Consider the following 19858-nt stretch of genomic DNA (forward strand, 5'->3'; position numbering starts at 1 on the left):
GCACCGGTTGCTGCGCCCGTCGCCGCACCGGCACCGGTTGCTGCGCCCGTCGCCGCACCGGCGCCGGTTGCTGCACCCGCACCGGTTGCTGCACCCGCAGCAGCAGTACCGGCCGCGCGTGGATCGCACGCCGGAACAAGCGGCTATGTGACCCCGATCGTTCGCAAGCTGGCCAACGAGGCCGGAGTCGACCTTTCCACGATCAGTGGAACGGGCGTTGGCGGCCGTATCCGCAAACAGGACATCGAAGCGGCTTCTGCGGTCGCCCCGGCGTCGGCCGCTTCCCCGGCCGTCGTGGTCTCGACCCTGCGCGGGACCACTCAGCCGATGTCCCGGCTGCGCAAGGTCATCGCCGAGCGCGCGGTCATCTCAATGCAGTCGTCAGCTCAGCTCACGACCGTTATCGAGGTGGACGTCACTCGCGTGGCCATGCTGCGAGACCGCGTGAAGGTTGCTTTCCAGGCCAAAACCGGCAACAAGCTCTCGTTCCTCCCGTTCTTCGCACTGGCTGCGGCAGAGGCGCTTCAGGCCGTCCCGATCGTCAACGCGACGATCGAGGGCGACACGATCGTCTACCCCGCCCAGGAGAACATGAGCATCGCGGTTGACACCGAGCGTGGTTTGCTCACCCCGGTCGTTCGCAACGCCGGGGACCTCGACCTCGCCGGGTTCGCCGATCAGATCGCTGACCTCGCGGCACGCACGCGCGACAACAAGCTCAAGCCTGACGAGCTGTCCGGAGGAACGTTCACGCTGACCAATACGGGTTCGCGTGGTGCGCTCTTCGACACCCCCGTGGTGTTCCTGCCGCAGAGTGCCATTCTCGGAACCGGAATCGTCTACAAGAAGCCTCTCGTTGTCACCAACGATGGCCTCGACTCGATCGCCATCCGGTCAAGCGTGTACTTGGCGCTCTCGTACGACCACAGGATCATCGACGGTGCCAACGCGGCGCTCTTCCTCACCACGATGAAGGCTCGCCTTGAAGCCGGCGCTTTCGAAGGCAATCTCGGAATCTGAGTTACATGAGCTAAATGTTCCCCTGTTCACAGGGTGAAAATCTCCCTCAACCGCCAGCCGGCCTCGCCCTTGACCACAAGGACCGAGGCCGGTTTGCTGTCGCCGGTCGGTTCGGCCGGAAGCACGGAGAGCAAGGCCATGTTTCCCGTTCGCTCCACGAGGGCGGCGTCTCCCCATCCACGCGTCTCCGCGGACTCCGTTTGTTCCCCCTGTTTGATGTGCATCAACAGGGCACGATCCGTTGCCATGGCTGGCGACCCGGCCTGATCGACGCTGTCGAGACACATCACGGACGCAGAATCGAGGCACACGGACCGCTGGATGAGCAACTCCGTGACGGCCCGCACCGGGTCATCACCCGTGACGGCTGTCGCGGCGTCGGAGAACTCTGTAAGGGGCGCCTCTGTGGCGGCGGAGCTGGTTATTTCGCTGCCGCCGTCAGCGGGGGCAGCGTCTGCTCCCTCGCCACGGCGTGCGTCACCACCGGTCGGCAGAAAGGTCAGCGCCAGGACCAGCGTCGAGCTCGCGACAAGCCCCATGATCAGAAGGGGACGTCGGCGAGTCTGTAACCCCTTCACCAGTTGTCGGCGAAGGGCGGGAAGGCGATGTTCCTCCAGCAGCGCCACCACCCACAGGTTCAGCCGACTACTCGCCGCCTGTCCACGCCGGACTGGACCGGTCGTCATTCGTTCTGGCCGGCTGAATGTCGAGGCGTCAGACTGCAGTTCACCCTGCTCGGGGTGAGGCTGGAGGTTCCAGTCCCAGGACTCATCCGTGGCTGGGTCCGAATGCAGAACCGGTTCCGGCGTCAACAGGCTATGCCGACCCGACTGGGTGGCCGAGAACGGCGCTGTCCGAGCGGGTCGAACGACCGACTCCCCCGGCCTGTCCGCTTCCACCACGGTCTCCTCTGCAGAATAGAGCCTGACCGGTTCGGCACGATGCCATTGGAACAGGGCTCTTTCGAGTTCACCGAGACAGGGCCGAAAGGGAGCCGACCGGGCCGCCAAGGTGAAATCAGCGACGAGCCGTTTCGCCCCCGACCCGGCAGCGGATGTCTCCAGGCAGTCGAGGACATCATGGACGAGGACCGCCAGGCGGCCATAGTCCTCGCGAAGCAGACTCATTCTGGCCGTCGCCAGGGCCGGGAGGTCGCGCAGCGATCCGAGGCCCGCGACGACGGGGCGACCCGAGGAGTGCAGGAGAACGGTCGCCGGACCCAGAGACGCATGTGCCAAATCATGCGCGTGCAGGTCAGCAAGGGTCGCTACGACGGGCGCAAGGATCGTGACGGCCTCTCCCGGCGCAATACACGCTCGATCCTGAAGGAAGCGTGCAAGCGATCGAGGATCGAGGCGTTCGAGCACGAGACAGACACGACCATCGGACAGCGTCGCCACATCAATCAGATGGGCGAATCGCCCGGCCGGCCCGATTCCCAAAGTATGGATCTCGCGCTCAATTGACTCAGCGTCCGTCTCAGGGCGGAAGACCTTGAGCGCAACAGGTGCCGCACCGGCAGTGGGCGAATGCCCCAGATAGACATCTGCCCGGGAACCGGACGAGAGCCGTCGCACGACACGGTATCCCGCGATCCGGACATCGTCGCGTGGCGAATCCCGTCGTGCGGCCCACGAGGCATGCATGCTCGGGTTGAACCCCTGAGGTGGCGTGGATACGGGCCCCACTACATCTGGTGACTGGCCTCTTCTCATGGTTTCCCTATCCCTCGTTGGCGGCGCTACTCACAGTGGCCCACGTCGACCAGCCCGTTCACTGCTCGCCGGGGATCTGTGGAATGCCGTCCACACCGGCTGCCGGTAGAGGAGAGCCTCGCGGCAAAACCACCCGGTGGCAGCGCGTAGACTTCACGCATGCTCGACTTTGTCGTCGCGGGGCTAAGCGCCAACTCCGTGCCGTATGTTGAGGGCCTTGAGCTCCAACGCGCAGTCCACCAATCCGTCGTCTCAGGAGAGAAAGCGGACACCGTTCTGCTCCTTGAGCACCCCGCCGTGTATACGGCGGGCAAACGCACCCTGCCCGAGGAACGCCCGCTGGATGACACCCCGGTGATCGACGTCGATCGCGGCGGCAAGATCACCTGGCACGGTCCAGGGCAGCTTGTCGGCTACCCAATCCTCCGTCTCGCCGAGCCGGTTGACGTGGTCGSTACGTGCGCCAACTGGAGGAAATCTTGATCGGCGTTCTGTCCGACTTCGACATCGTCGGCGGACGCGTTGAGGGTCGATCCGGAGTCTGGGTCGGAGTCGCCGGAAGTGAAGAGAAGATCGCCGCCATCGGCATCCGTGTCGCCAGCGGTGTAACGATGCACGGGTTCGCCCTCAACTGCAGCAACTCTCTGGAGCCGTACACCCATATCATCGCCTGCGGCATTCGGGACGCTGGGGTGACGACAATCTCCCGAGTGCTGGGTCGGTCTGTCGATCCGTCCGACGTCATCGCGTCCGTCACGTCACATTTTCTTCGATCCGGCCTGCAATCCTCCGGGCTTCCCAACGCTGTCGTTTCCCCGACAGCCCTCGCCAACACAGTGAAGGTGTCCGCATGAGTGCCGTTCCCGAAGGCCGCAAGCTGCTGCGGCTCGAGATTCGCAACGCCGAAACACCGATCGAGCGCAAGCCCGAATGGATCAAAACCGTTGCCAAAATGGGCCCGGAATATCGAAAGCTCCAGACTCTCGTCAAGAGCGAAGGCCTGCACACGGTCTGCCAGGAGGCCGGTTGCCCGAACATCTTTGAGTGCTGGGAAGACCGCGAGGCGACTTTCCTGATCGGTGGTTCTCAATGCACGCGCCGCTGTGACTTCTGCCAGATCGACACCGGGAAGCCAGCGGACTACGACACCGATGAACCCAGACGCGTGGGGGAATCGGTCGTTTCAATGAACCTCCGCTACGCCACCGTAACGGGTGTGGCACGGGATGACCTGCCGGACGAGGGTGCGTGGCTGTATGCCGAAACGATTCGGCAGATTCACCAGCAGAGCCCGGGAACGGGTGTCGAAATCCTGGTGCCGGACTTCTCGGGCAATCCCGACCACCTTGGCCAGGTTTTCGATGCCAAGCCGGAAGTCTTTGCCCACAACGTGGAGACGGTGCCGCGCATTTTCAAGCGCATTCGCCCCGCCTTCCGCTACGACCGGTCCCTTGACGTGCTCACACAGGGGCGGGCTGCCGGCATGATCACCAAGTCCAACCTGATTCTGGGCATGGGCGAGGAACGAGCCGAGGTCAGTCAGGCGCTTCAGGATCTTCACGATGCCGGTACCGACATCATCACAATCACCCAGTACCTGCGCCCGAGCGCTCGGCATCTTCCGGTCGCCCGATGGGTTCGGCCGGAGGAATTCATCGAGCTGAAGGAAGAGGCCGAGGCCATTGGTTTCATCGGAGTACTCTCGGGCCCGCTCGTCCGATCGTCCTACCGTGCCGGTCGACTGTGGGCCCAGTCGATGCAGGCCACGGGCCGCGACGTGCCCGAAGCGCTGCGCAGCCTGGCGGACTCCTCGTTGGGTTTCGCTCAGGCAGTTTCGTAACCGAAATCGGTCACGAAGCATTGGGCCGACTGGGTAGTCTTATGTTCATGGCACGCAGTAAGAATAAGTCCCCCAAAGCCCCGAAGAAGCCCGGCCGCATGAAACAAATGTGGCAGGTCTTCCAGATGACGCGGCGTTACGACTCCAACATTGTCTGGATGCTGATTCTGGGATTTCTCCTCCCGGTGCTCATCAGTGTGGCGCTGGCGCTGCTCCTGTCGTCGGGCAGCGTCCTCACGATTATTCTGTGGGCGGTCGCCGGAGTTCTGGCGGGCATCCTCGTCATGTTGATCATTCTGGGGCGGAGGGCAGAAAAGGCCGCCTACTCCCAGATTGAAGGTCAGCCCGGGGCCGTCGGAGCGGTTCTGCGCAGTTCTCTGAAGCGTGGCTGGGTCGGGAGCGAGATGCCCGTAGCAGTCAACGGAAAGACGCAGGACGCTGTTTATCGCGCCGTTGGGCGGGGCGGCGTTGTGCTCATCAGCGAGGGTCCCAAGACCCGCACGACACGGATGCTCGATGACGAACGACGCAGAGTCGCCAAGGTCGGGGGAAACGTCACGGTCACGGTCATTTCCGTTGGACCTGACGCCGACGCGGTACCACTGCACAAGCTTGCTCGACGCCTCACGCGCATCAAGCCCACCTTGACCAAGGCCGAAGTGCTGGCGGTCAATAACCGATTGTCGTCCATGACGACCAAGCTGCCTATCCCCAAGGGCGTGGACCCCATGAAGGCTCGCCCGCAGCGCGGCTAAACGACAGCGCGGCGCGGCCGCAGACACGAATCGGGCACCTGCTGGGCAGGTGCCCGATTCGTGTATCCGGGCGGTTGTCAGAACCGCTTAGGCCCGGATCAGTACCGTACCGGCGACCTTGTCATGAAAACCTCGCTGGTCGGAATCCCAGACCAGGGCCGGCAGCACGATGCCGAGAAGCACCGAACGCACAATCCCACGCCAAGGACCGATCCATCCGCCAGTGAGCGGGACGACCCTCAGGCCAACGAGCCTGTGCCCGATGCTCCCGCCGATCGTGGGGATGAAGACGAGTTGCAGGAGCACGAAAATTACCGAGGTCGCCAGCGCGTCGTATTGGAAGAAGATGATGGACACCAGCACGGCGAGTGCCCAGTCGATCGCCACCCCCGCGATTCGTCGCCCAGGGCGGGCCACCGAACCGACTCCGTAACGCGGCAGGCCCAGGCGTTCGCCTGGCCAGTCGCTCGGCGCTGGTGGTCCGGTCGGGCTGGGGGTGGGGGCGGAATCGGGCACTGAATGAGTCTATCGAGCGACCCGCCTGTAACATGTGTGAAACATAAGCGTCACGGACGGGTAATGCCGTCACACTAATCTCAAGGGAGCCGCAGTGTGCAACACTGCGAGATCCACGCCCACGTCGTTTGGAGTAAACCCGCATGTTCCGCGATTCGTCAGAAGTGCTCAAGTTCATTAAAGATACGGACGTCAAGTTCCTTGACATCCGCTTCACCGATCTGCCCGGTGTGCAGCAGCACTTCAACATCCCGGCTTCAACCGTTGATGAGGAATTCTTCACTGTCGGCCAGATGTTTGATGGTTCGTCGATCCGCGGTTTCGCGTCGATCCACGAATCAGACATGCAGCTCATCCCCGATGTGTCCACCGCCTATATCGACGCCTTCCGAGCAGAGCGCACGCTCATCATGCTGTTCGACATCTACAACCCGCGCAACGGCGAGATCTACTCCAAGGACCCTCGCCAGGTAGCGAAGAAGGCCGAGAAGTACCTCGCCTCCACCGGTATCGGTGACACGGCCTTCTTCGGCTCCGAAGCGGAGTTCTACATCTTCGATGACGTTCGCTACGAGGTGAACCAGCACACGAGCTTTTACAGTGTCGACTCGAGCGAGGGCGCATGGAATTCCGGCAAGAAGGAAGAAGGCGGAAACCTCGCCAACAAGACGCCGTTTAAGGGCGGCTACTTCCCGGTCAGCCCTGTTGACCAGCACGTCGACATGCGTGACGACATCTGCTTGAAGCTCATCGACGCCGGCCTCATCCTCGAGCGCAGCCACCACGAAGTGGGAACCGGAGGACAGGGCGAGATCAATTACAAGTTCGATACGATGGTTCACGCCGCGGACGACCTTCTCAAGTTCAAGTACATCGTCAAGAACACGGCGCACGACTGGGGCAAGACCGCCACGTTCATGCCCAAGCCATTGTTCGGTGACAACGGCTCCGGAATGCACACACACCAGTCACTCTGGGCCGATGGCAAGCCCCTGTTCTACGACGAGGCCGGCTATGGCGGGCTCTCGGATGTTGCCCGCTGGTACATCGGAGGCCTGCTCAAGCACGCTCCCGCCGTGCTTGCGTTCACGAACCCCACGGTCAACTCGTACCACCGTCTGGTCCCCGGCTTCGAAGCACCGGTCAACCTGGTCTATTCGGCCGGTAACCGCTCTGCATCCATTCGCATCCCGATCACCGGAACCAACCCGAAGGCCAAACGCCTCGAATTCCGCGCCCCCGATGCATCCGGAAACCCCTACCTGGCCTTCGCCGCCCAGCTGATGGCCGGCCTTGACGGCATCAAGAACCGTATCGAGCCGCACGAGCCCGTCGACAAGGACCTGTACGAGCTGCCTCCCGAGGAAGCCAAGAACATCCCGCAGGTTCCCGCATCCCTCGAGGAAGCCCTCCAGGCTCTGGAAGGCGACCACGACTTCCTGCTCGCGGGCAACGTGTTCACCCCCGAGCTCATCGAGACCTGGATCGAGTACAAGCGCGAGAACGAGATCAAGCCCCTCGCGCAGCGCCCGCACCCGTTCGAGTTTGAGCTCTACTACGGCGTCTAACCGGCACCGGTAACAGTGCAGGGACCGCACCTTCGGGTGCGGTCCCTGTGTGCCGTCGATGCCGGGATCAGAAGTCAGCCGACGTTCGGACCCGGCCGCTCGACGGGCCCATAGAAGAGGCGTTCAAACACGGCGCGGGCGCGCCGTGTCACCGACAGATAGTCGTCCTGAAGCTGGGTTGCGGAACCCGGCGGGTATTCGAGAACGCGGGCAATACCCTCAAGTTGTGCTCGGTCGACGGGAAGCACGTCCGACGTCTTGTTGGTCCACAGGGTGATCGCCGAGCGCGCCCGCGATGCGAAGAGCCAGGCCGCTCGCAGCGTCTCGGCGTCCTCTGCACTCACCAGCCGCGCGTCCGCGGCTGCAGTGAGCGCCGTCAGGGTCGAGGTGGTGCGGAGCGTCGGCGTCGCCGCGGCGTGCTGTAACTGCATGAGCTGCACGAACCATTCGACATCGCTCAGCGACCCGCGCCCAAGCTTGAGGTGCCGATTCGGGTCCGCACCCTGCGGAAGTCGTTCCTTTTCGACTCGAGCCTTGATGCGTTTGACTTCCCGCACCGCGCTCTCGGCAATAGCCGTCGGGTAACGCACCTCGTCCGCGAGACGCTCAAAGTCTCGCTGGAGCACCACGTCACCCGCGACGCCGCGGCCACGCAACAGTGCCTGTGCTTCCCAGGTGAGGGACCAGCGCGCGTAGTATGCGGCGTACGAGTCCAGAGACCGCACAATGGCTCCGTTGCTTCCCTCAGGACGCAACCCGATGTCCAGGTCCAGCGGGAGTCGGTCATCGTCTGTGAGGCGATTCAGCTCCCGAACAATGAAGCTTGCACGCTCGTGGGCGGCGACCCCTTCGAGGGAACCGCTTCGGAAGACATACATGACATCGGCATCAGAACCGAAACCCAGTTCTGAGCCGCCGAACCTGCCCATGGCGATCACGGCGAACTCGATGCCATCCGGAGTCTGCGGCCCTAGCGGCCTCGACACGCCCGGTTCATTGAGCTCACGTCCGCGGATGGCGGCAATCACGCCGCGGATGAAATTGGACGTCACGTCGGTGAGACCGGTGGCCAGTTCGTCAATGGAGATCCGACCCAGAATCGAGGCGAAGGCGAGCCTCAGCATCTCGCGGCGACGCGCCGTACGCAGGATCGAGGCGGCAGCATCCGCGCTCTCGTGCCGGGCCAGCACTGCCCTGGTCTCATCCAGCAGCGCCGACAGTGGTCGCGGACGCAGATCCTCCTCATTTTCCAGCCAGGCGACAGCCTCGGGGATCTTCTCCAACAACTCGCCGACATACCGCGATCCGGACAGCACCCGCGTGAGACGCTCGGCAGCACCCGAGGAATCGCGCAGCATCCGGAGGAACCAGTAGGTCGAGCCGAGGTTGTCGCTCAGCCGGCGAAAGGCCAGGAGCCCGTAGTCAGGATCGGCGCCCTGTGAAAACCACTGCAGCATCACCGGAAGCAGATGCCGCTGAATCGTGGCGCGTCGGGACACTCCCCCGGACAGCGCGGCGATGTGACCCAACGCACCCGGAGTGTTGATGAAGCCGATAGCGGCGAGGCGTGCCTCCGCTTGCGCGCTCGTCAGGTTCAGGCCGTCCGCGGGCAATGCTGCGACGGCGCTGAGGAGGGGGCGATAGAACAGCCGCTCATGCAATCCGCGCACGCGCTGCTTGGTCTCCGCCCACAGAGACGACAGACCAGCCGCGCTGGTGGCGAGCCCCGTGGCCCTGGCGAGTACTCGGAGGCTTGCTTCGTCTTGGGGGACGAGATGGGTCCTGCGCAATTTCTCAAGCTGCAGGCGATGCTCCATCAGCCGCAGCATTCGGTAGTCCTGTGCGAACTCGGCCGCCTCTGCGCGACCGACGTAACCGCCCTGCGCAAGCGCTGTCAGAGCCGGAAGTGTTCCGCTCTGTCGTACATCGGGGTCGGACTGACCGTGTACAAGTTGCAAGAGCTGAACAGTGAATTCAATATCTCTCAGACCGCCGGGCCCGAGCTTGAGCTGGAAGTCCACCTCATCGTCCGGAATGTTGTGGGTCACCCTCTCTCTCATCCGCTGCACGGATTCGACGAAATTCTCGCGGCTCGCACTGCTCCAGACCTTCGGAGCGACCGCCTCGACGTATCGCGCACCGAGTTCCCTATCGCCGGCGATCGTCCGGGCCTTGAGAAGCGCCTGGAATTCCCAGCTCTTGGCCCACCGATCGTAGTAGGCGACGTGAGATTCGATCGAGCGCACCAGGGCGCCGCTCTTTCCTTCCGGCCGGAGGTTCGGGTCGACCTCCCAGAGTTCGGGTTCCACCGACGCCTCATTCATGCCGCGCATCATCAGGACAGCCAGCCTGATACCGATTTCGACCGCTCGGGTCGAATCCAGTTCTACGTCGGGGGCGCCGTCGGCGACGAAGATCACATCGACATCGCTGACGTAGTTGAGTTCGCTGGCCCCGGCCTTTCCCATGCCGATCACGGCGAGACGAGTCGCCCGTACCTGGTCGCGAGGGAATACTCCGCGTGCGGCAACCTCGCCGCTCGTCATGCTGCGCGCCACCGCCAGGGCTGCCTCAAGCGCTGCGGTGGCCATGTCGGCCAACGTGCCTGCGATGGCGCCGACACCCGCCAAGGGGTCGGCCTGCTCCAGGTCGAAGGCGGCGACGGCCGCCAGCCGGCGACGATATCGCACACGCAACGCGACCCATGCGTCATCATCGACGAGGTTCGAGAACCCGTCGCGCGCACCGACGGAGTCGAGGAGGTCTTCCGTGAGCTCCTCGACCGTCGGCAACACGAGTGTGGGACGTTCGAGCACGTCGAGTTCCTCGGGATGCCGGAGGAAGAAATCGGCGAGTCCGCTCGACGCCCCCACAACTCGCACCAGGCGCAGTGCCGCGTCCAGGCTCGTGAGGAATGGGCGAATCTGCGCCGAGTTCTGGCGAAGCATCTCGACGAGCGCTCCCAGGGCAGCATCGGGATTAGCAGCCTTGGCCAGGAGTGGCAGCAGATCGGCCGTATCGGGTCCGTTCAACTCACTGACCTCGGCAAGGCGCAGGCGCACCTCACCGAGATCAACAAAGCCCACTCTGGCCAGCTCGGTCAGAGTCAGAGGTTCGCGCGCCATGGCCCGTCTCCCGGCTTTCTTCTACAACATTTCCAGATTCTTGCGAAGCTCGAAGGGCGTGACCTGGGACCGATAGTCCCGCCACTCTTTTCTCTTGTTGAGCAGCACGAAGTTGAAGACCTGCTCCCCCAGCGTCTCGGCCACCAGCTCGGAGTCCTCCATGTACTGAATGGCATGATCGAGGCTGGCGGGAAGCTGCGTGTAACCCAGTGCACGACGTTCCGTGTCGCTGAGACTCCAGACGTTGTCTTCTGCCTCGGCGGGCAGCTCGTACTCCTCCTCGATACCCTTCAGCCCGGCCGCGAGCATGAGGGAATAGGCGAGGTACGGATTCGCGGCAGAATCGATCGCTCGGTATTCGACACGAGCGCTCTGGCCCTTGTTGGGCTTGTAGAGCGGCACGCGCACCAGGCTGAACGGTTATTGTGGCCCCAGCACACGAAGCTTGGGGCCTCATCGCCGCCCCAGAGCCGCTTGTACGAGTTTACGAACTGGTTCGTGACGGCTGTTATTTCTGGGGCATGCTTCAGAAGACCGGCGATGAAGTGCCGACCGATCTTGGAGAGCTGATACTGCGCCCCGGCCTCGAAAAAGGCATTGACGTCGCCCTCGAACAAGGACATATGCGTGTGCATGCCCGATCCAGGGTGCTCGGACATGGGCTTGGGCATAAACGTCGCATAAACGCCCTGCTCAATCGCCACCTCTTTGACTACCGTGCGGAAGGTCATGATGTTGTCGGCGGTCGTCAGGGCGTCAGCATAGCGAAGGTCGATCTCGTTCTGGCCAGGGCCTGCTTCGTGGTGGCTGAACTCCACGGAGATTCCGAGGTCTTCAAGCATACGAACCGAGCGGCGCCGGAAGTCATGCGCCGTGCCTCCGGGTACGTTGTCGAAGTATCCGGCCGAGTCAACGGGTACGGGGCCGTTCTTGCCGAACTTCGAGGACTTGAGCAGGTAGAACTCTATTTCGGGGTGTGTGTAGAACGTGAAGCCTCGTTCAGCCGCCTTCGCCAGGGTGCGCTTGAGCACATTGCGGGGGTCGGCGACGGCGGGCTGCCCATCAGGGGTGGTGATGTCGCAGAACATGCGTGCGGTCGGATCGACTTCGCCACGCCAGGGCAGAATCTGGAAGGTTGTGGGGTCCGGGTGGTGCCAAGACGTCGGCCTCAAAGGACCGCGTCAATCCTTCGATCGCGGAGCCGTCAAAGCCGAGGCCTTCATTGAACGCACCTTCGACCTCAGCCGGCGCGATCGCGACGGACTTGAGCGTGCCCACCACATCGGTGAACCACAGTCGAACGAACTTGATTCCTCGCTCCTCGATGGTACGAAGAACGAAATCGCGCTGCTTGTCCATTCAGCCCCTTCTGGTTCATGTCTAGGGTACTGTCTTGGCGTGCGTAATGCCGGTTTGACTACACTTGTGGCATGTCAGAATCGACCGCGCCAGTCCCCACTGCGCCAGACTCTCCAGAGCCAGCGCCTGAGCAGCACCCCTACGGTCACGCCCCCGACGGCCCCAAACGGGTTCGAACTCGACACTTCCACAATGCGAAAAAGCAGGGAATCCCGATCACGGGTCTCACGAGCTACGACATGCTCACCGCGCAGATCTTCGATCAGGCCGGAATCGACTTCCTGCTCGTGGGCGATTCGGCCGGAAACAACGTCTTTGGTTACGAGACCACCTTGCCGGTCACCGTCGACGAGCTCATTCCCCTGACGCGCGCAGTCGCCCGTGCGGTGACGCGGGCGCTGGTCGTGGCAGACATGCCCTTCGGATCGTATGAGAGCGGCGCGGACCAAGCGCTCTCGACCGCCGTCCGCTTTATGAAGGAAGCACAGGCCCACGCCGTGAAACTTGAGGGCGGTGTTCGAAGTCACAAGCAGATCAGGCGCATCGTCTCGGCCGGTATCCCTGTGATGGGTCACATCGGTTTCACCCCGCAGAGTGAACACGGACTCGGCGGTCACATCATTCAGGGACGAGGCGATGCCGCCCAGAACCTGATCGATGATGCGCTGGCCGTGCAGGAGGCCGGAGCCTTTGCGGTGGTACTCGAGATGGTGCCCGGATCAGTGGCCAAGCGGGTCACCGACGCACTCGACATCCCCACGATCGGGGTGGGAGCCGGTCCGTCTGTCAATGGGCAGCTGTTGGTCTGGACGGACTTCGCTGGCATGACGGACGGCCGTGTTCCGCGTTTCGTTCGGCAGTACGCCAACGTTCGTCAGGTCCTGACAGATGCCGTGCACAACTTTCGGGACGACGTCAATTCGGGCGTTTATCCGGCCCCGGAGCACAACTACGAGTAGGTGCCCGTCACGCTCGGCTCAGCGCGCCTCACGGGCGTCGTCTTCAGACCATTTGGCGCTGTTTGAGCGCAGCTTCTCCAGCGCGTGAGTAGCTTCATCGTGGCTGGCAAACGGACCGACCCGATCGGCGGAGGGTGACTGGAACCCCTTCTCGACCGCACCGGTGCGCATGTTGTACCAGAACTGGTTTTCTTTGTCCTCGGCCATAGAGTTGATCATATGCCTAAGGATTCAGCCGGTCACCTCATCCCAGGACGCGTGTCGTCGATGCGCTCCGTTCCATCCCATATCGTTCGCCCCGAATACGTAGGCAAGAAAGGCCCGACGCCCTACAGCGGCTCGGACGTGTATTCCTCCGATCGGATTGCCCTGATTCGCGAGTCGGGGCTGATTGCCGCCCAGGCCATTGAGGCCGTGGGACAGGCCATCCGCCCGGGCATCACCACCGAGGAACTGGACGTGATCGGGCATGAGTTCATCATCGCCCATGATGCCTACCCGTCGACTCTCGGATACCGGGGGTACCCCAAGTCCCTGTGTAGCTCGGTGAACGAAGTGATCTGCCACGGCATCCCCGACGACACGGCGCTCGAGGACGGCGACATCGTGAACATCGACATCACCGCTTTCAAGAACGGTGTTCATGGCGACACGAACGTCACGTTCGTAGTCGGAGAAGCCTCCGAAGACGTCACGCTGCTCGTGGATCGCACCCGGGAAGCGCTGAACCGCGGAATCAAGGCCGTGGCTCCAGGACGGCAGGTCAACGTGATCGGCCGCGCGATCGAGTCCTATGCGAAGCGATTCAACTACGGCGTCGTCCGGGACTACACCGGCCACGGTGTCGGCGCCGCATTCCACTCAGGCCTGATCATTCCCCACTACGACGCACCGCAGTACAACACCGTGATGGAGGTGGGCATGGTGTTCACCATCGAACCCATGCTCACTCTCGGCGGCTCGGCCGATTGGGATATGTGGAACGACGATTGGACGGTTCTGACGAAGGATCGCAGCGTGACAGCGCAGTTCGAGCACACCTTGGTGGTCACGGAACGCGGCGCTGAAATTCTGACGCTCCCGTAACGGTAGGTTTTAACAATGAGCGCAACGACGGCTATCGGCATTGACATCGGCGGCACCGGAATCAAAGGAGCGGTTGTCGATCTCTCCACCGGAGCCCTCCTCTCGGATCGGGTCAAGTTGCCCACCCCCAAGGGGGGACGTCCGCAGGACATCATCGAGACGGCGCAGCAGCTGCTGGGTCAGGTGGCGGCAGGAACCGAAGACCTCGCCGTGGGAGTGTGTTTCCCCGCCGTGGTGAAACACGGCCACACGATGAGCGCCGCCAACGTCTCCGACAAGTGGATCGGCCTCGGTGCCGAAGCCCTCTTTGAGAAGGCGCTGAAGGTTCCGATTCACTTCGTGAACGACGCGGATGCCGCAGGTTACGCTGAATCCCAGTTCGGAGCCGCCAAGAACGTTCGGGGTGTCGTCATCCTGACAACGCTCGGCACGGGAATTGGAACCGCCCTGCTGAATGACGGCGTGCTTGTTCCCAACACCGAGCTCGGTCACCTGCAGATCGAGGGAAAAGACTACGAGACGAAGGCCGCGTATTCCGCGAAGGAACGCGAAGACCTCAGCTGGGAGAAGTGGGCGGGGCGCTTGCAGAAGTACTACGCCACCCTTGAGCAGCTCTTCTCCCCCGACCTCTTCATCGTGGGTGGCGGAGTGTCCAAGCACCACGAGGAGTTCCTCCCGCTGCTGAGCCTGAAAACACGAATCATTCCTGCCGTGCACCGCAACAACGCAGGCATCCTCGGCGCCGCCGCCCTCGCGGTCAAATTTCGGGACTAGGTCGTGACCGCCGTGCTGGATGGCGTCGATGACGTCTTCGCCGAGCACCACTCCCGAGGTTCTGCGCCGAGCCTCGCCTGGGGCGTGTTCGACCGGGGCGGACTCGTGCGCTTCGGATCGGCAGGCACCGGCCCGAATGATCAGAGTCCTGGGCGGGATACGGCGTATCGCATAGCGTCCTGCACCAAAAGTTTTACCGCGGCCGCAGTGTTGGTGCTGCGGGACCGGGGGGCACTCCAATTGGACGATCCGGTGACCCGGTTCGTCCCGGCTTTCGACTCTGTGTGTGTGCCCCACGCGGATGCCCCGGTACCGACCGTTCGCATGCTGCTGACTATGTCGGCCGGTTTGCCCACTGATGATCCGTGGGCCGATCGCCAGGAGTCGTTGAGCACTACCGACTTCGACGATCTGCTTCGCCGCGGCGTGACCTTCGAGTCACTGCCCGGCACTCGTTTTGCTTATTCGAACCTGGGCTTCGCGCTGCTCGGCCGCGTCATCGAGCAGGCCGGGGGCCGTCCCTACCGCGATCTCATCACGGAACTCTTCCTCCAGCCGTTAGGTCTGAGCGGAACGGGTTTTGACGCGTCGGTGCCCGCCGCCGGGGGCGTTTCTGTGGGAACCCGCTGGCTCGACGACGAATGGCAGACGCTGCCGTTCTCCACGCCCGGCACATTTTCCCCTATCGGCGGGCTCTTCAGCACCGTCACCGATCTCAGTCGCTGGGCAGGCTGGCTGGCGGAAGCTTTCGACGGGTCGACCGAGGACGACTCGATTTCGCCCCTCTCCCGGGCCAGCCGACGTGAGATGCAGCAACAGTACAGATTTGTTCCCACCCTTCCGGAGCATCCGACCGGGTACGGCTTCGGGCTCTTTGTCGAGCAGTACCCGCACGGTCCTGTCATCTCACATTCGGGCGGCTACCCCGGGTTCTCCGCCCACATGCGCTGGTCGGCCGCTGGCGGTCACGGCATTGTCGCCTTCGGCAACGCCACGCACTCACGGTTGTCGGTCGCGACAACGCGCGCCTTCGACCTACTGGACGCCGGCATGCACCACTCGCCCGTCCCGGTGCTTGACGCCACGCGCTCGGCCGCAACGATCGTGACCGGCCTCATTCACGCCTGGGACGATGAAACCGCCCGTCACCTCTTCGCCGGCAACGTCCCCCTCGACGAGAGCTTCGAGCGCCGACGGGCGGCCCTGTCTCGGGCCATTGACTCCATAGGCGGCCTTGCGCCGAGGGAAACACCCATGGCGGAAACGCGCGCGATGGTCGCCGGGGAGGAACGGTCACACAGTCCGGCGCATCTCCTGTGGCACGTTCCCGGAAATGCGGGTCGCCTCCGGGTGGAGATCCGTCTGACTCCCGAGTACCCGGCGCGAGTGCAAACGTTTACGGTGTCCACCGATCTCGTCCAGCCACGCTAGCCCGACACCGGACCCGTCCAGGCACCTGACCGATCACCACCACGAGCAGGTCCGGCGCTTGGTACAGTGAGCCCGTGCAATGGATTTCGGGCGAGGTGGATGGTGCATGCGTTGTACCGTCCTCTCCGGGGATACCCCGGGGCACGAAGATCGACTGTGAACGACCGCCGCAGGCGCATTTCTGCGCTCCGCGCAGCCCCGCGCCTGCACTGAGAGACGAGTCGTCCGGAATCCATTGCACCACGAGGCCAGTGTTCGTTCCGTGAGTGACAGCCCGGGGGCGACAGGGGCCGGCCGCGCGGCCCTGGTGCTCGGCCGCGAACCCCATCCCTCGTCGGCGGGTGTCGCGACTGCACTGGCATTCGCCTTCCTAGCGGCAGATGTCTGGTCCCCGAGCGGACTCTCAACTGCGGGGACCGCCGTTCTCGGAGTCCGTCGGCGCTGGCTGGGCCCGCTCATTCGAGACGTGCTCGAAGCCTACCGACAGCCGCCGCACGATGCCTCACTCGAGCTCAGCAGGGTCATCGGCGCGACGGAGAGCTTTCGAGCAGCCGTGAGGCTGGCGGATTCGCGAGGAGCGCCGCTACGCGTGCTGCACCACAAGGTGGCCGAGAGCAGGGCCAGGGAGATGCCGGGGCTCGTCCCCCACATCGATACGCCGGCCGACCTCGCTCGACTACTGGAGTTGTCCGTCGGGGACCTCGATTGGTTCGCCGATGCCAAGCAGTGGAACCGCCGTTCGGCCGTGGCCGCCCTCCACCACTATCGCTACGAGTGGCGCCTCCGTCCGGGGCGCACTCCGCGGCTGCTGGAAATTCCGGAGACTCGCGTCCGTGCTGCGCAAAAAAGACTGTTGGTCGAGGTGCTGGGGCTGATCCCCACCCACGACGCCGCGCACGGTTTCGTACCGGGCCGGAGCGCCGTGACGGGGGCGTCTCGTCATACGGGTTCCGACGTGGTGGTCTCCCTCGACCTGACCACGTTCTTCGCGCGCGTCACAGGAGCGGCCGTCTATGGGACGCTCCGCCGCGCGGGCCTGCCCGAGGCCGTTGCGTACGCGATCACGGGCCTGTGCACGACGGCCGCGCCGCCTCGCGTGCTCTCCGCAATGCCTCCGGGCGGCGATCCGGACGAGCGGTTTGCCCTCCGAAAGGCACTCGCTTCCACTCATCTGCCTCAGGGCGCACCGTCGTCGCCCATGCTGGCCAACCTCGCCATTCGCCGTCTCGACGCGCGCTTGCAGGGCTGGGCGGCAGCAGCCGGGGGTACATACACGCGCTACGCCGATGACCTGGCCTTCAGCGGCGGCGGGCAGCTTGCCCGCCGACCGGATGCCTTCGTTCGTGGAGTGCAACACATTGTCATCGCCGAGGGACACACGGCGAACCCCCGCAAAACTCGCGTGCGCAGGGCGAGTGTAAAACAGACCGTGACCGGCGTGGTCGTGAACGCGCGCACGAACATGTCCCGCCGTGATGTCGACCGTCTGAAGGCAATCATCCACAATTGCGTGCTCCACGGGCCGGAATCCCAGAACACGGCCGCCCACGCGGATTTCCGAGCGCACCTGTTGGGACGCCTCTCCTGGCTCGAGTCGCTCAATCCCGAGCGCGCACGCACGCTCCGCACGGAATTCCGGCGTATTGAGTGGTGAGGGAATGGGCCGGCTGGTACGCCGGGTTCTGTCCCGGCACCGAAGTGCCATGGACGGCCATCTATCTTGGGACTACGTTGCCGCAGCCCTCTAGCGGTCTACCCGAAAGCTCGGCGAGCAGCCTTAGCGCTTTCTGTCTGACCTTGCTCCGGACGAGGTTTACCTAGCCGACCAGGTCGCCCTGGCCTCTGGTGGTCTCTTACACCACCGTTTCACCCTTACCCCCGGCCGAGGCCGAGGGCGGTCTACTTTCTGTGGCACTGTCTCGCGGGTTACCCCGGGTGGGTGTTACCCACCGTCCTGCTCTCTGGAGCCCGGACGTTCCTCGGCATCCTGCGCCCCGGAAACGAATTCCCCAGGCACAGAATGACGCGACCGTCTTGCCGACCCATTCCGGAGATCAAGCCTACCGTCCCAAAGGACCGCTAGATGCCGGATTCGTCCGTGCGAACCAGGATCGCCCCACAATCAGGACAGAACAAGACCTCGTCGGCCGCAGCCTGGCGCACCTCGGCGAGGTCATTCCCGGTAAGTGTCATCGTGCACCCACTGCAGGTTCGCGCCCGCAGCAGGGCCGCCGCGTTTCCACGACCGGTGACCCGTCGCTTTTCGTAGAGAGCGACCAGCTCCTCCTCGATGCTCGTCGCGACCGTCACTCGGTCGCGTTTCAGCTCACCGAGCTGGCGGTTGAGGTCCTCGAGGGACTCGTCCCGCACCTTCTCCGTAGCCGACACGCGCTCCGCGAGGGCTTCTCGTTCCGCAACCACGACCGCGACGGATGCCTCATGTTGCTCGAGCCGCTCCATAACGGCGATTTCTATCTCTTCGAGATCGAAGAGGCGCTTACGCAGGGCCGTGAGTTCAGCCTCGTAGGCCTGCACCTCCTTGATCGACGACGTGTGCTGGGCACGTTCGGTGTCGCGCGCAATACGTTTTTCCACGACGGATACATCGGATTCAATCCGACCCAACTCGGTGCGCACATCGTCGAGGGCCCCGCCCTCCGTCGTCATCTTGGCCCGGATCGAATCTGCTTCTCGCTGGAGAAGCGTCAGCTCGGAATGCTGAGGCAGCGCCGTCATCTGGTGGGTGACCTGTACGACCTTAATGTCGAGGGCCTGGAGCCGCAGGAGCTCCTTCTGCTGGTGTGGAGATGCCTTCACGATGTCCTGACTTTTGCGTGTGTGGAATTAGTGGACTGAAAAAAATAGGGGTCATGCTCAGGGCATGACGACGAAGTCCCAGGGATCCGTGTTGAGCTCACTGACGGTGACCTCAACCCCCGGCAGAAGCGCGCGGAGCTGGGCGGCTGCCCCCTCGAGCCACAGCCATTCACTCGCCCAGTGAGACACGTCGATGAGCGCGGGAGTTCGACCGGCGGAGAGTCCGGCCTGCTCACGTGCTTCTGACACGGGGTGGTGGCGAAGATCGGAGGTGATGTAGACGTCTGAATCCACGACTCGCGCTTCACGCAGCAGGGAGTCCCCCGCGCCGCCGCACAGGGACACCGTCTGAACCGTGGCGCGATAGTCCCCGGCGACGCGCACGCCCGACGCCGTCGCGGGCAGCAATCGACTGAGAAGATGCGCGAGATGACCGAGCGTCACGGGCTCAGGAAGGCGACCAACGCGACCCAAACCCACCTCCGGCGTTGCGCCGGCGACGAGGGGCCGCACGTCCGTCAGCCCGAGCCGCGAGGCAAAAACGTCAGACACTCCATCGGCGACGATGTCGGCATTCGTGTGCGCAGCCAGGAGGGCGCACTGTGCGCGAATCAAACGACTCAACAGAGCGCCTTTGTACTGATCCTCTGCCACGGATGTGATCGGGCGCAGGAGCAGCGGATGGTGCACGAGAAGCAGGTCGGCACCGGCAGAGATGGCCTCATCCACCGTGTCTGCGACGGCGTCCACGGCCAGGTGGATCGAAGTCACGGACCCGTCGAGTGCCCCGGACACGAGCCCTGGCGCGTCCCAGGCTTCCGCGCCCGACAGCGGCCACAGGTCGTGTGCGACACGGGAGACGTCGGCAAGCGTAAAAGACACACTGTCATCTT

The 19858-nt window shown here is 63.6% G+C and carries 17 protein-coding genes, 1 other RNA gene and 2 pseudogenes; 11 read left to right on the top strand and 9 right to left on the bottom strand.

Features of this window, described 5'->3' with window-relative positions:
- Nucleotides 1-1020 (top strand): 2-oxoglutarate dehydrogenase, E2 component, dihydrolipoamide succinyltransferase (gene sucB, locus JF66_RS01945; RefSeq protein WP_035874474.1); only part of this gene is annotated, 1020 nt, incomplete at its 5' end.
- Nucleotides 1021-1046: 26 nt separating this feature from the next.
- Here sucB and JF66_RS22815 read toward each other — a convergent pair.
- A complete protein-coding gene (locus tag JF66_RS22815) occupies nucleotides 1047-2258 on the bottom strand; it encodes a hypothetical protein (protein WP_197059290.1) in 1212 nt (403 codons plus the stop codon).
- A 3-nt stretch (nucleotides 2259-2261) separates the two neighbouring features.
- Between JF66_RS22815 and JF66_RS23460 the strand changes: the two genes are divergently transcribed.
- From JF66_RS23460 to JF66_RS01970, 4 genes and pseudogenes are all read left to right on the top strand, one after another.
- Nucleotides 2262-2486: a hypothetical protein gene (locus tag JF66_RS23460; RefSeq protein WP_197059291.1), complete on the top strand. Its 225-nt coding sequence runs from the start codon at nucleotides 2262-2264 to the stop codon at nucleotides 2484-2486.
- A gap of 408 nt (nucleotides 2487-2894) precedes the next feature.
- Nucleotides 2895-3589, top strand: a pseudogene (gene lipB, locus JF66_RS01960) (lipoyl(octanoyl) transferase LipB).
- Nucleotides 3586-4575, top strand: coding sequence for a lipoyl synthase (gene lipA, locus JF66_RS01965; RefSeq protein ID WP_035874397.1), 990 nt, complete (start codon nucleotides 3586-3588; stop codon nucleotides 4573-4575). The pseudogene lipB and the gene lipA overlap by 4 nt, the downstream one beginning before the upstream one ends.
- Nucleotides 4576-4622: 47 nt before the next feature.
- Nucleotides 4623-5330, top strand: coding sequence for a DUF4191 domain-containing protein (locus tag JF66_RS01970; RefSeq protein WP_035874476.1), 708 nt, complete (start codon nucleotides 4623-4625; stop codon nucleotides 5328-5330).
- An 87-nt stretch (nucleotides 5331-5417) separates the two neighbouring features.
- Here the strand turns inward: JF66_RS01970 and JF66_RS01975 are convergent, their stop codons facing one another.
- Entirely contained in the window at nucleotides 5418-5846 is a 429-nt protein-coding gene (locus tag JF66_RS01975; RefSeq protein ID WP_035874400.1) for an RDD family protein, read from the bottom strand.
- Between the two features lie 143 nt (nucleotides 5847-5989).
- Here JF66_RS01975 and glnA point away from each other — a divergent pair, with 143 nt between their 5' ends.
- Nucleotides 5990-7414 carry a type I glutamate--ammonia ligase gene (glnA, locus tag JF66_RS01980; RefSeq protein WP_035874403.1) on the top strand — a complete coding sequence of 475 codons (1425 nt, stop codon included), beginning with the start codon at nucleotides 5990-5992 and terminating at the stop codon, nucleotides 7412-7414.
- A gap of 74 nt (nucleotides 7415-7488) precedes the next feature.
- Here glnA and JF66_RS01985 read toward each other — a convergent pair whose 3' ends face one another.
- From JF66_RS01985 to JF66_RS24930, 3 genes and pseudogenes are all read right to left on the bottom strand, one after another.
- A complete protein-coding gene (locus tag JF66_RS01985; protein WP_035874406.1) occupies nucleotides 7489-10539 on the bottom strand; it encodes a bifunctional [glutamine synthetase] adenylyltransferase/[glutamine synthetase]-adenylyl-L-tyrosine phosphorylase in 3051 nt (1016 codons plus the stop codon).
- Nucleotides 10540-10560: 21 nt separating this feature from the next.
- Nucleotides 10561-11627: pseudogene (locus JF66_RS24925) on the bottom strand (glutamine synthetase family protein).
- Complete coding sequence (locus JF66_RS24930; protein ID WP_255351499.1) at nucleotides 11602-11898, bottom strand: glutamine synthetase beta-grasp domain-containing protein; 297 nt, start codon at nucleotides 11896-11898, stop codon at nucleotides 11602-11604. The pseudogene JF66_RS24925 and the gene JF66_RS24930 overlap by 26 nt, the downstream one beginning before the upstream one ends.
- A gap of 71 nt (nucleotides 11899-11969) precedes the next feature.
- On the opposite strand from JF66_RS24930, the gene panB reads away from it, so the two are divergent.
- Nucleotides 11970-12857 (top strand): 3-methyl-2-oxobutanoate hydroxymethyltransferase, encoded by an 888-nt coding sequence (gene panB, locus JF66_RS01995; protein WP_035874409.1) that lies wholly within the window; start codon nucleotides 11970-11972, stop codon nucleotides 12855-12857.
- Nucleotides 12858-12875: 18 nt separating this feature from the next.
- Here the strand turns inward: panB and JF66_RS02000 are convergent, their stop codons facing one another.
- Nucleotides 12876-13064, bottom strand: coding sequence for a hypothetical protein (locus JF66_RS02000; RefSeq protein WP_051973018.1), 189 nt, complete (start codon nucleotides 13062-13064; stop codon nucleotides 12876-12878).
- A gap of 12 nt (nucleotides 13065-13076) precedes the next feature.
- Here JF66_RS02000 and map point away from each other — a divergent pair, with 12 nt between their 5' ends.
- The 4 genes from map to JF66_RS02020 all read left to right on the top strand — a co-directional run bounded on the left by map (nucleotide 13077) and on the right by JF66_RS02020 (nucleotide 17802).
- Nucleotides 13077-13943: a type I methionyl aminopeptidase gene (gene map / locus JF66_RS02005; RefSeq protein WP_035874415.1), complete on the top strand. Its 867-nt coding sequence runs from the start codon at nucleotides 13077-13079 to the stop codon at nucleotides 13941-13943.
- 15 nt (nucleotides 13944-13958) lie between these two features.
- On the top strand, nucleotides 13959-14717 hold the full coding sequence (gene ppgK, locus JF66_RS02010; protein ID WP_035874418.1) for a polyphosphate--glucose phosphotransferase: 759 nt from the start codon (nucleotides 13959-13961) through the stop codon (nucleotides 14715-14717).
- 3 nt (nucleotides 14718-14720) lie between these two features.
- Complete coding sequence (locus tag JF66_RS02015) at nucleotides 14721-16148, top strand: serine hydrolase (RefSeq protein WP_051973015.1); 1428 nt, start codon at nucleotides 14721-14723, stop codon at nucleotides 16146-16148.
- A 262-nt stretch (nucleotides 16149-16410) separates the two neighbouring features.
- A complete protein-coding gene (locus JF66_RS02020; RefSeq protein WP_156109619.1) occupies nucleotides 16411-17802 on the top strand; it encodes a reverse transcriptase family protein in 1392 nt (463 codons plus the stop codon).
- Between the two features lies 1 nt (nucleotide 17803).
- On the opposite strand, the gene rnpB is transcribed toward JF66_RS02020, so the two are convergent.
- From rnpB to JF66_RS02030, 3 genes are all read right to left on the bottom strand, one after another.
- An RNA gene (gene rnpB, locus JF66_RS21535) (RNase P RNA component class A) lies at nucleotides 17804-18193 on the bottom strand.
- A 34-nt stretch (nucleotides 18194-18227) separates the two neighbouring features.
- Entirely contained in the window at nucleotides 18228-18965 is a 738-nt protein-coding gene (locus tag JF66_RS02025; protein WP_035874421.1) for a zinc ribbon domain-containing protein, read from the bottom strand.
- Between the two features lie 57 nt (nucleotides 18966-19022).
- Complete coding sequence (locus JF66_RS02030; protein ID WP_035874424.1) at nucleotides 19023-19847, bottom strand: Nif3-like dinuclear metal center hexameric protein; 825 nt, start codon at nucleotides 19845-19847, stop codon at nucleotides 19023-19025.
- Nucleotides 19848-19858 lie beyond the last annotated feature (11 nt).

The organism is Cryobacterium sp. MLB-32, assembly GCF_000738085.1.
Classification (GTDB): Bacteria; Actinomycetota; Actinomycetes; order Actinomycetales; family Microbacteriaceae; genus Cryobacterium.

What these genes read in the sequence shown, in the direction of transcription:
- JF66_RS23460 (WP_197059291.1), top strand. Translation starts at nt 2,262, where the DNA reads ATGCGCGTGCAGGTCAGCAAGGGTCGCTACGACGGGCGCAAGGATCGT.
- lipA (WP_035874397.1), top strand. Translation starts at nt 3,586, where the DNA reads ATGAGTGCCGTTCCCGAAGGCCGCAAGCTGCTGCGGCTCGAGATTCGC.
- JF66_RS01970 (WP_035874476.1), top strand. Translation starts at nt 4,623, where the DNA reads ATGGCACGCAGTAAGAATAAGTCCCCCAAAGCCCCGAAGAAGCCCGGC.
- glnA (WP_035874403.1), top strand. Translation starts at nt 5,990, where the DNA reads ATGTTCCGCGATTCGTCAGAAGTGCTCAAGTTCATTAAAGATACGGAC.
- JF66_RS01985 (WP_035874406.1), bottom strand. Translation starts at nt 10,539, where the DNA reads ATGGCGCGCGAACCTCTGACTCTGACCGAGCTGGCCAGAGTGGGCTTT.
- JF66_RS24930 (WP_255351499.1), bottom strand. Translation starts at nt 11,898, where the DNA reads ATGGACAAGCAGCGCGATTTCGTTCTTCGTACCATCGAGGAGCGAGGA.
- panB (WP_035874409.1), top strand. Translation starts at nt 11,970, where the DNA reads ATGTCAGAATCGACCGCGCCAGTCCCCACTGCGCCAGACTCTCCAGAG.
- JF66_RS02000 (WP_051973018.1), bottom strand. Translation starts at nt 13,064, where the DNA reads ATGGCCGAGGACAAAGAAAACCAGTTCTGGTACAACATGCGCACCGGT.
- map (WP_035874415.1), top strand. Translation starts at nt 13,077, where the DNA reads ATGCCTAAGGATTCAGCCGGTCACCTCATCCCAGGACGCGTGTCGTCG.
- ppgK (WP_035874418.1), top strand. Translation starts at nt 13,959, where the DNA reads ATGAGCGCAACGACGGCTATCGGCATTGACATCGGCGGCACCGGAATC.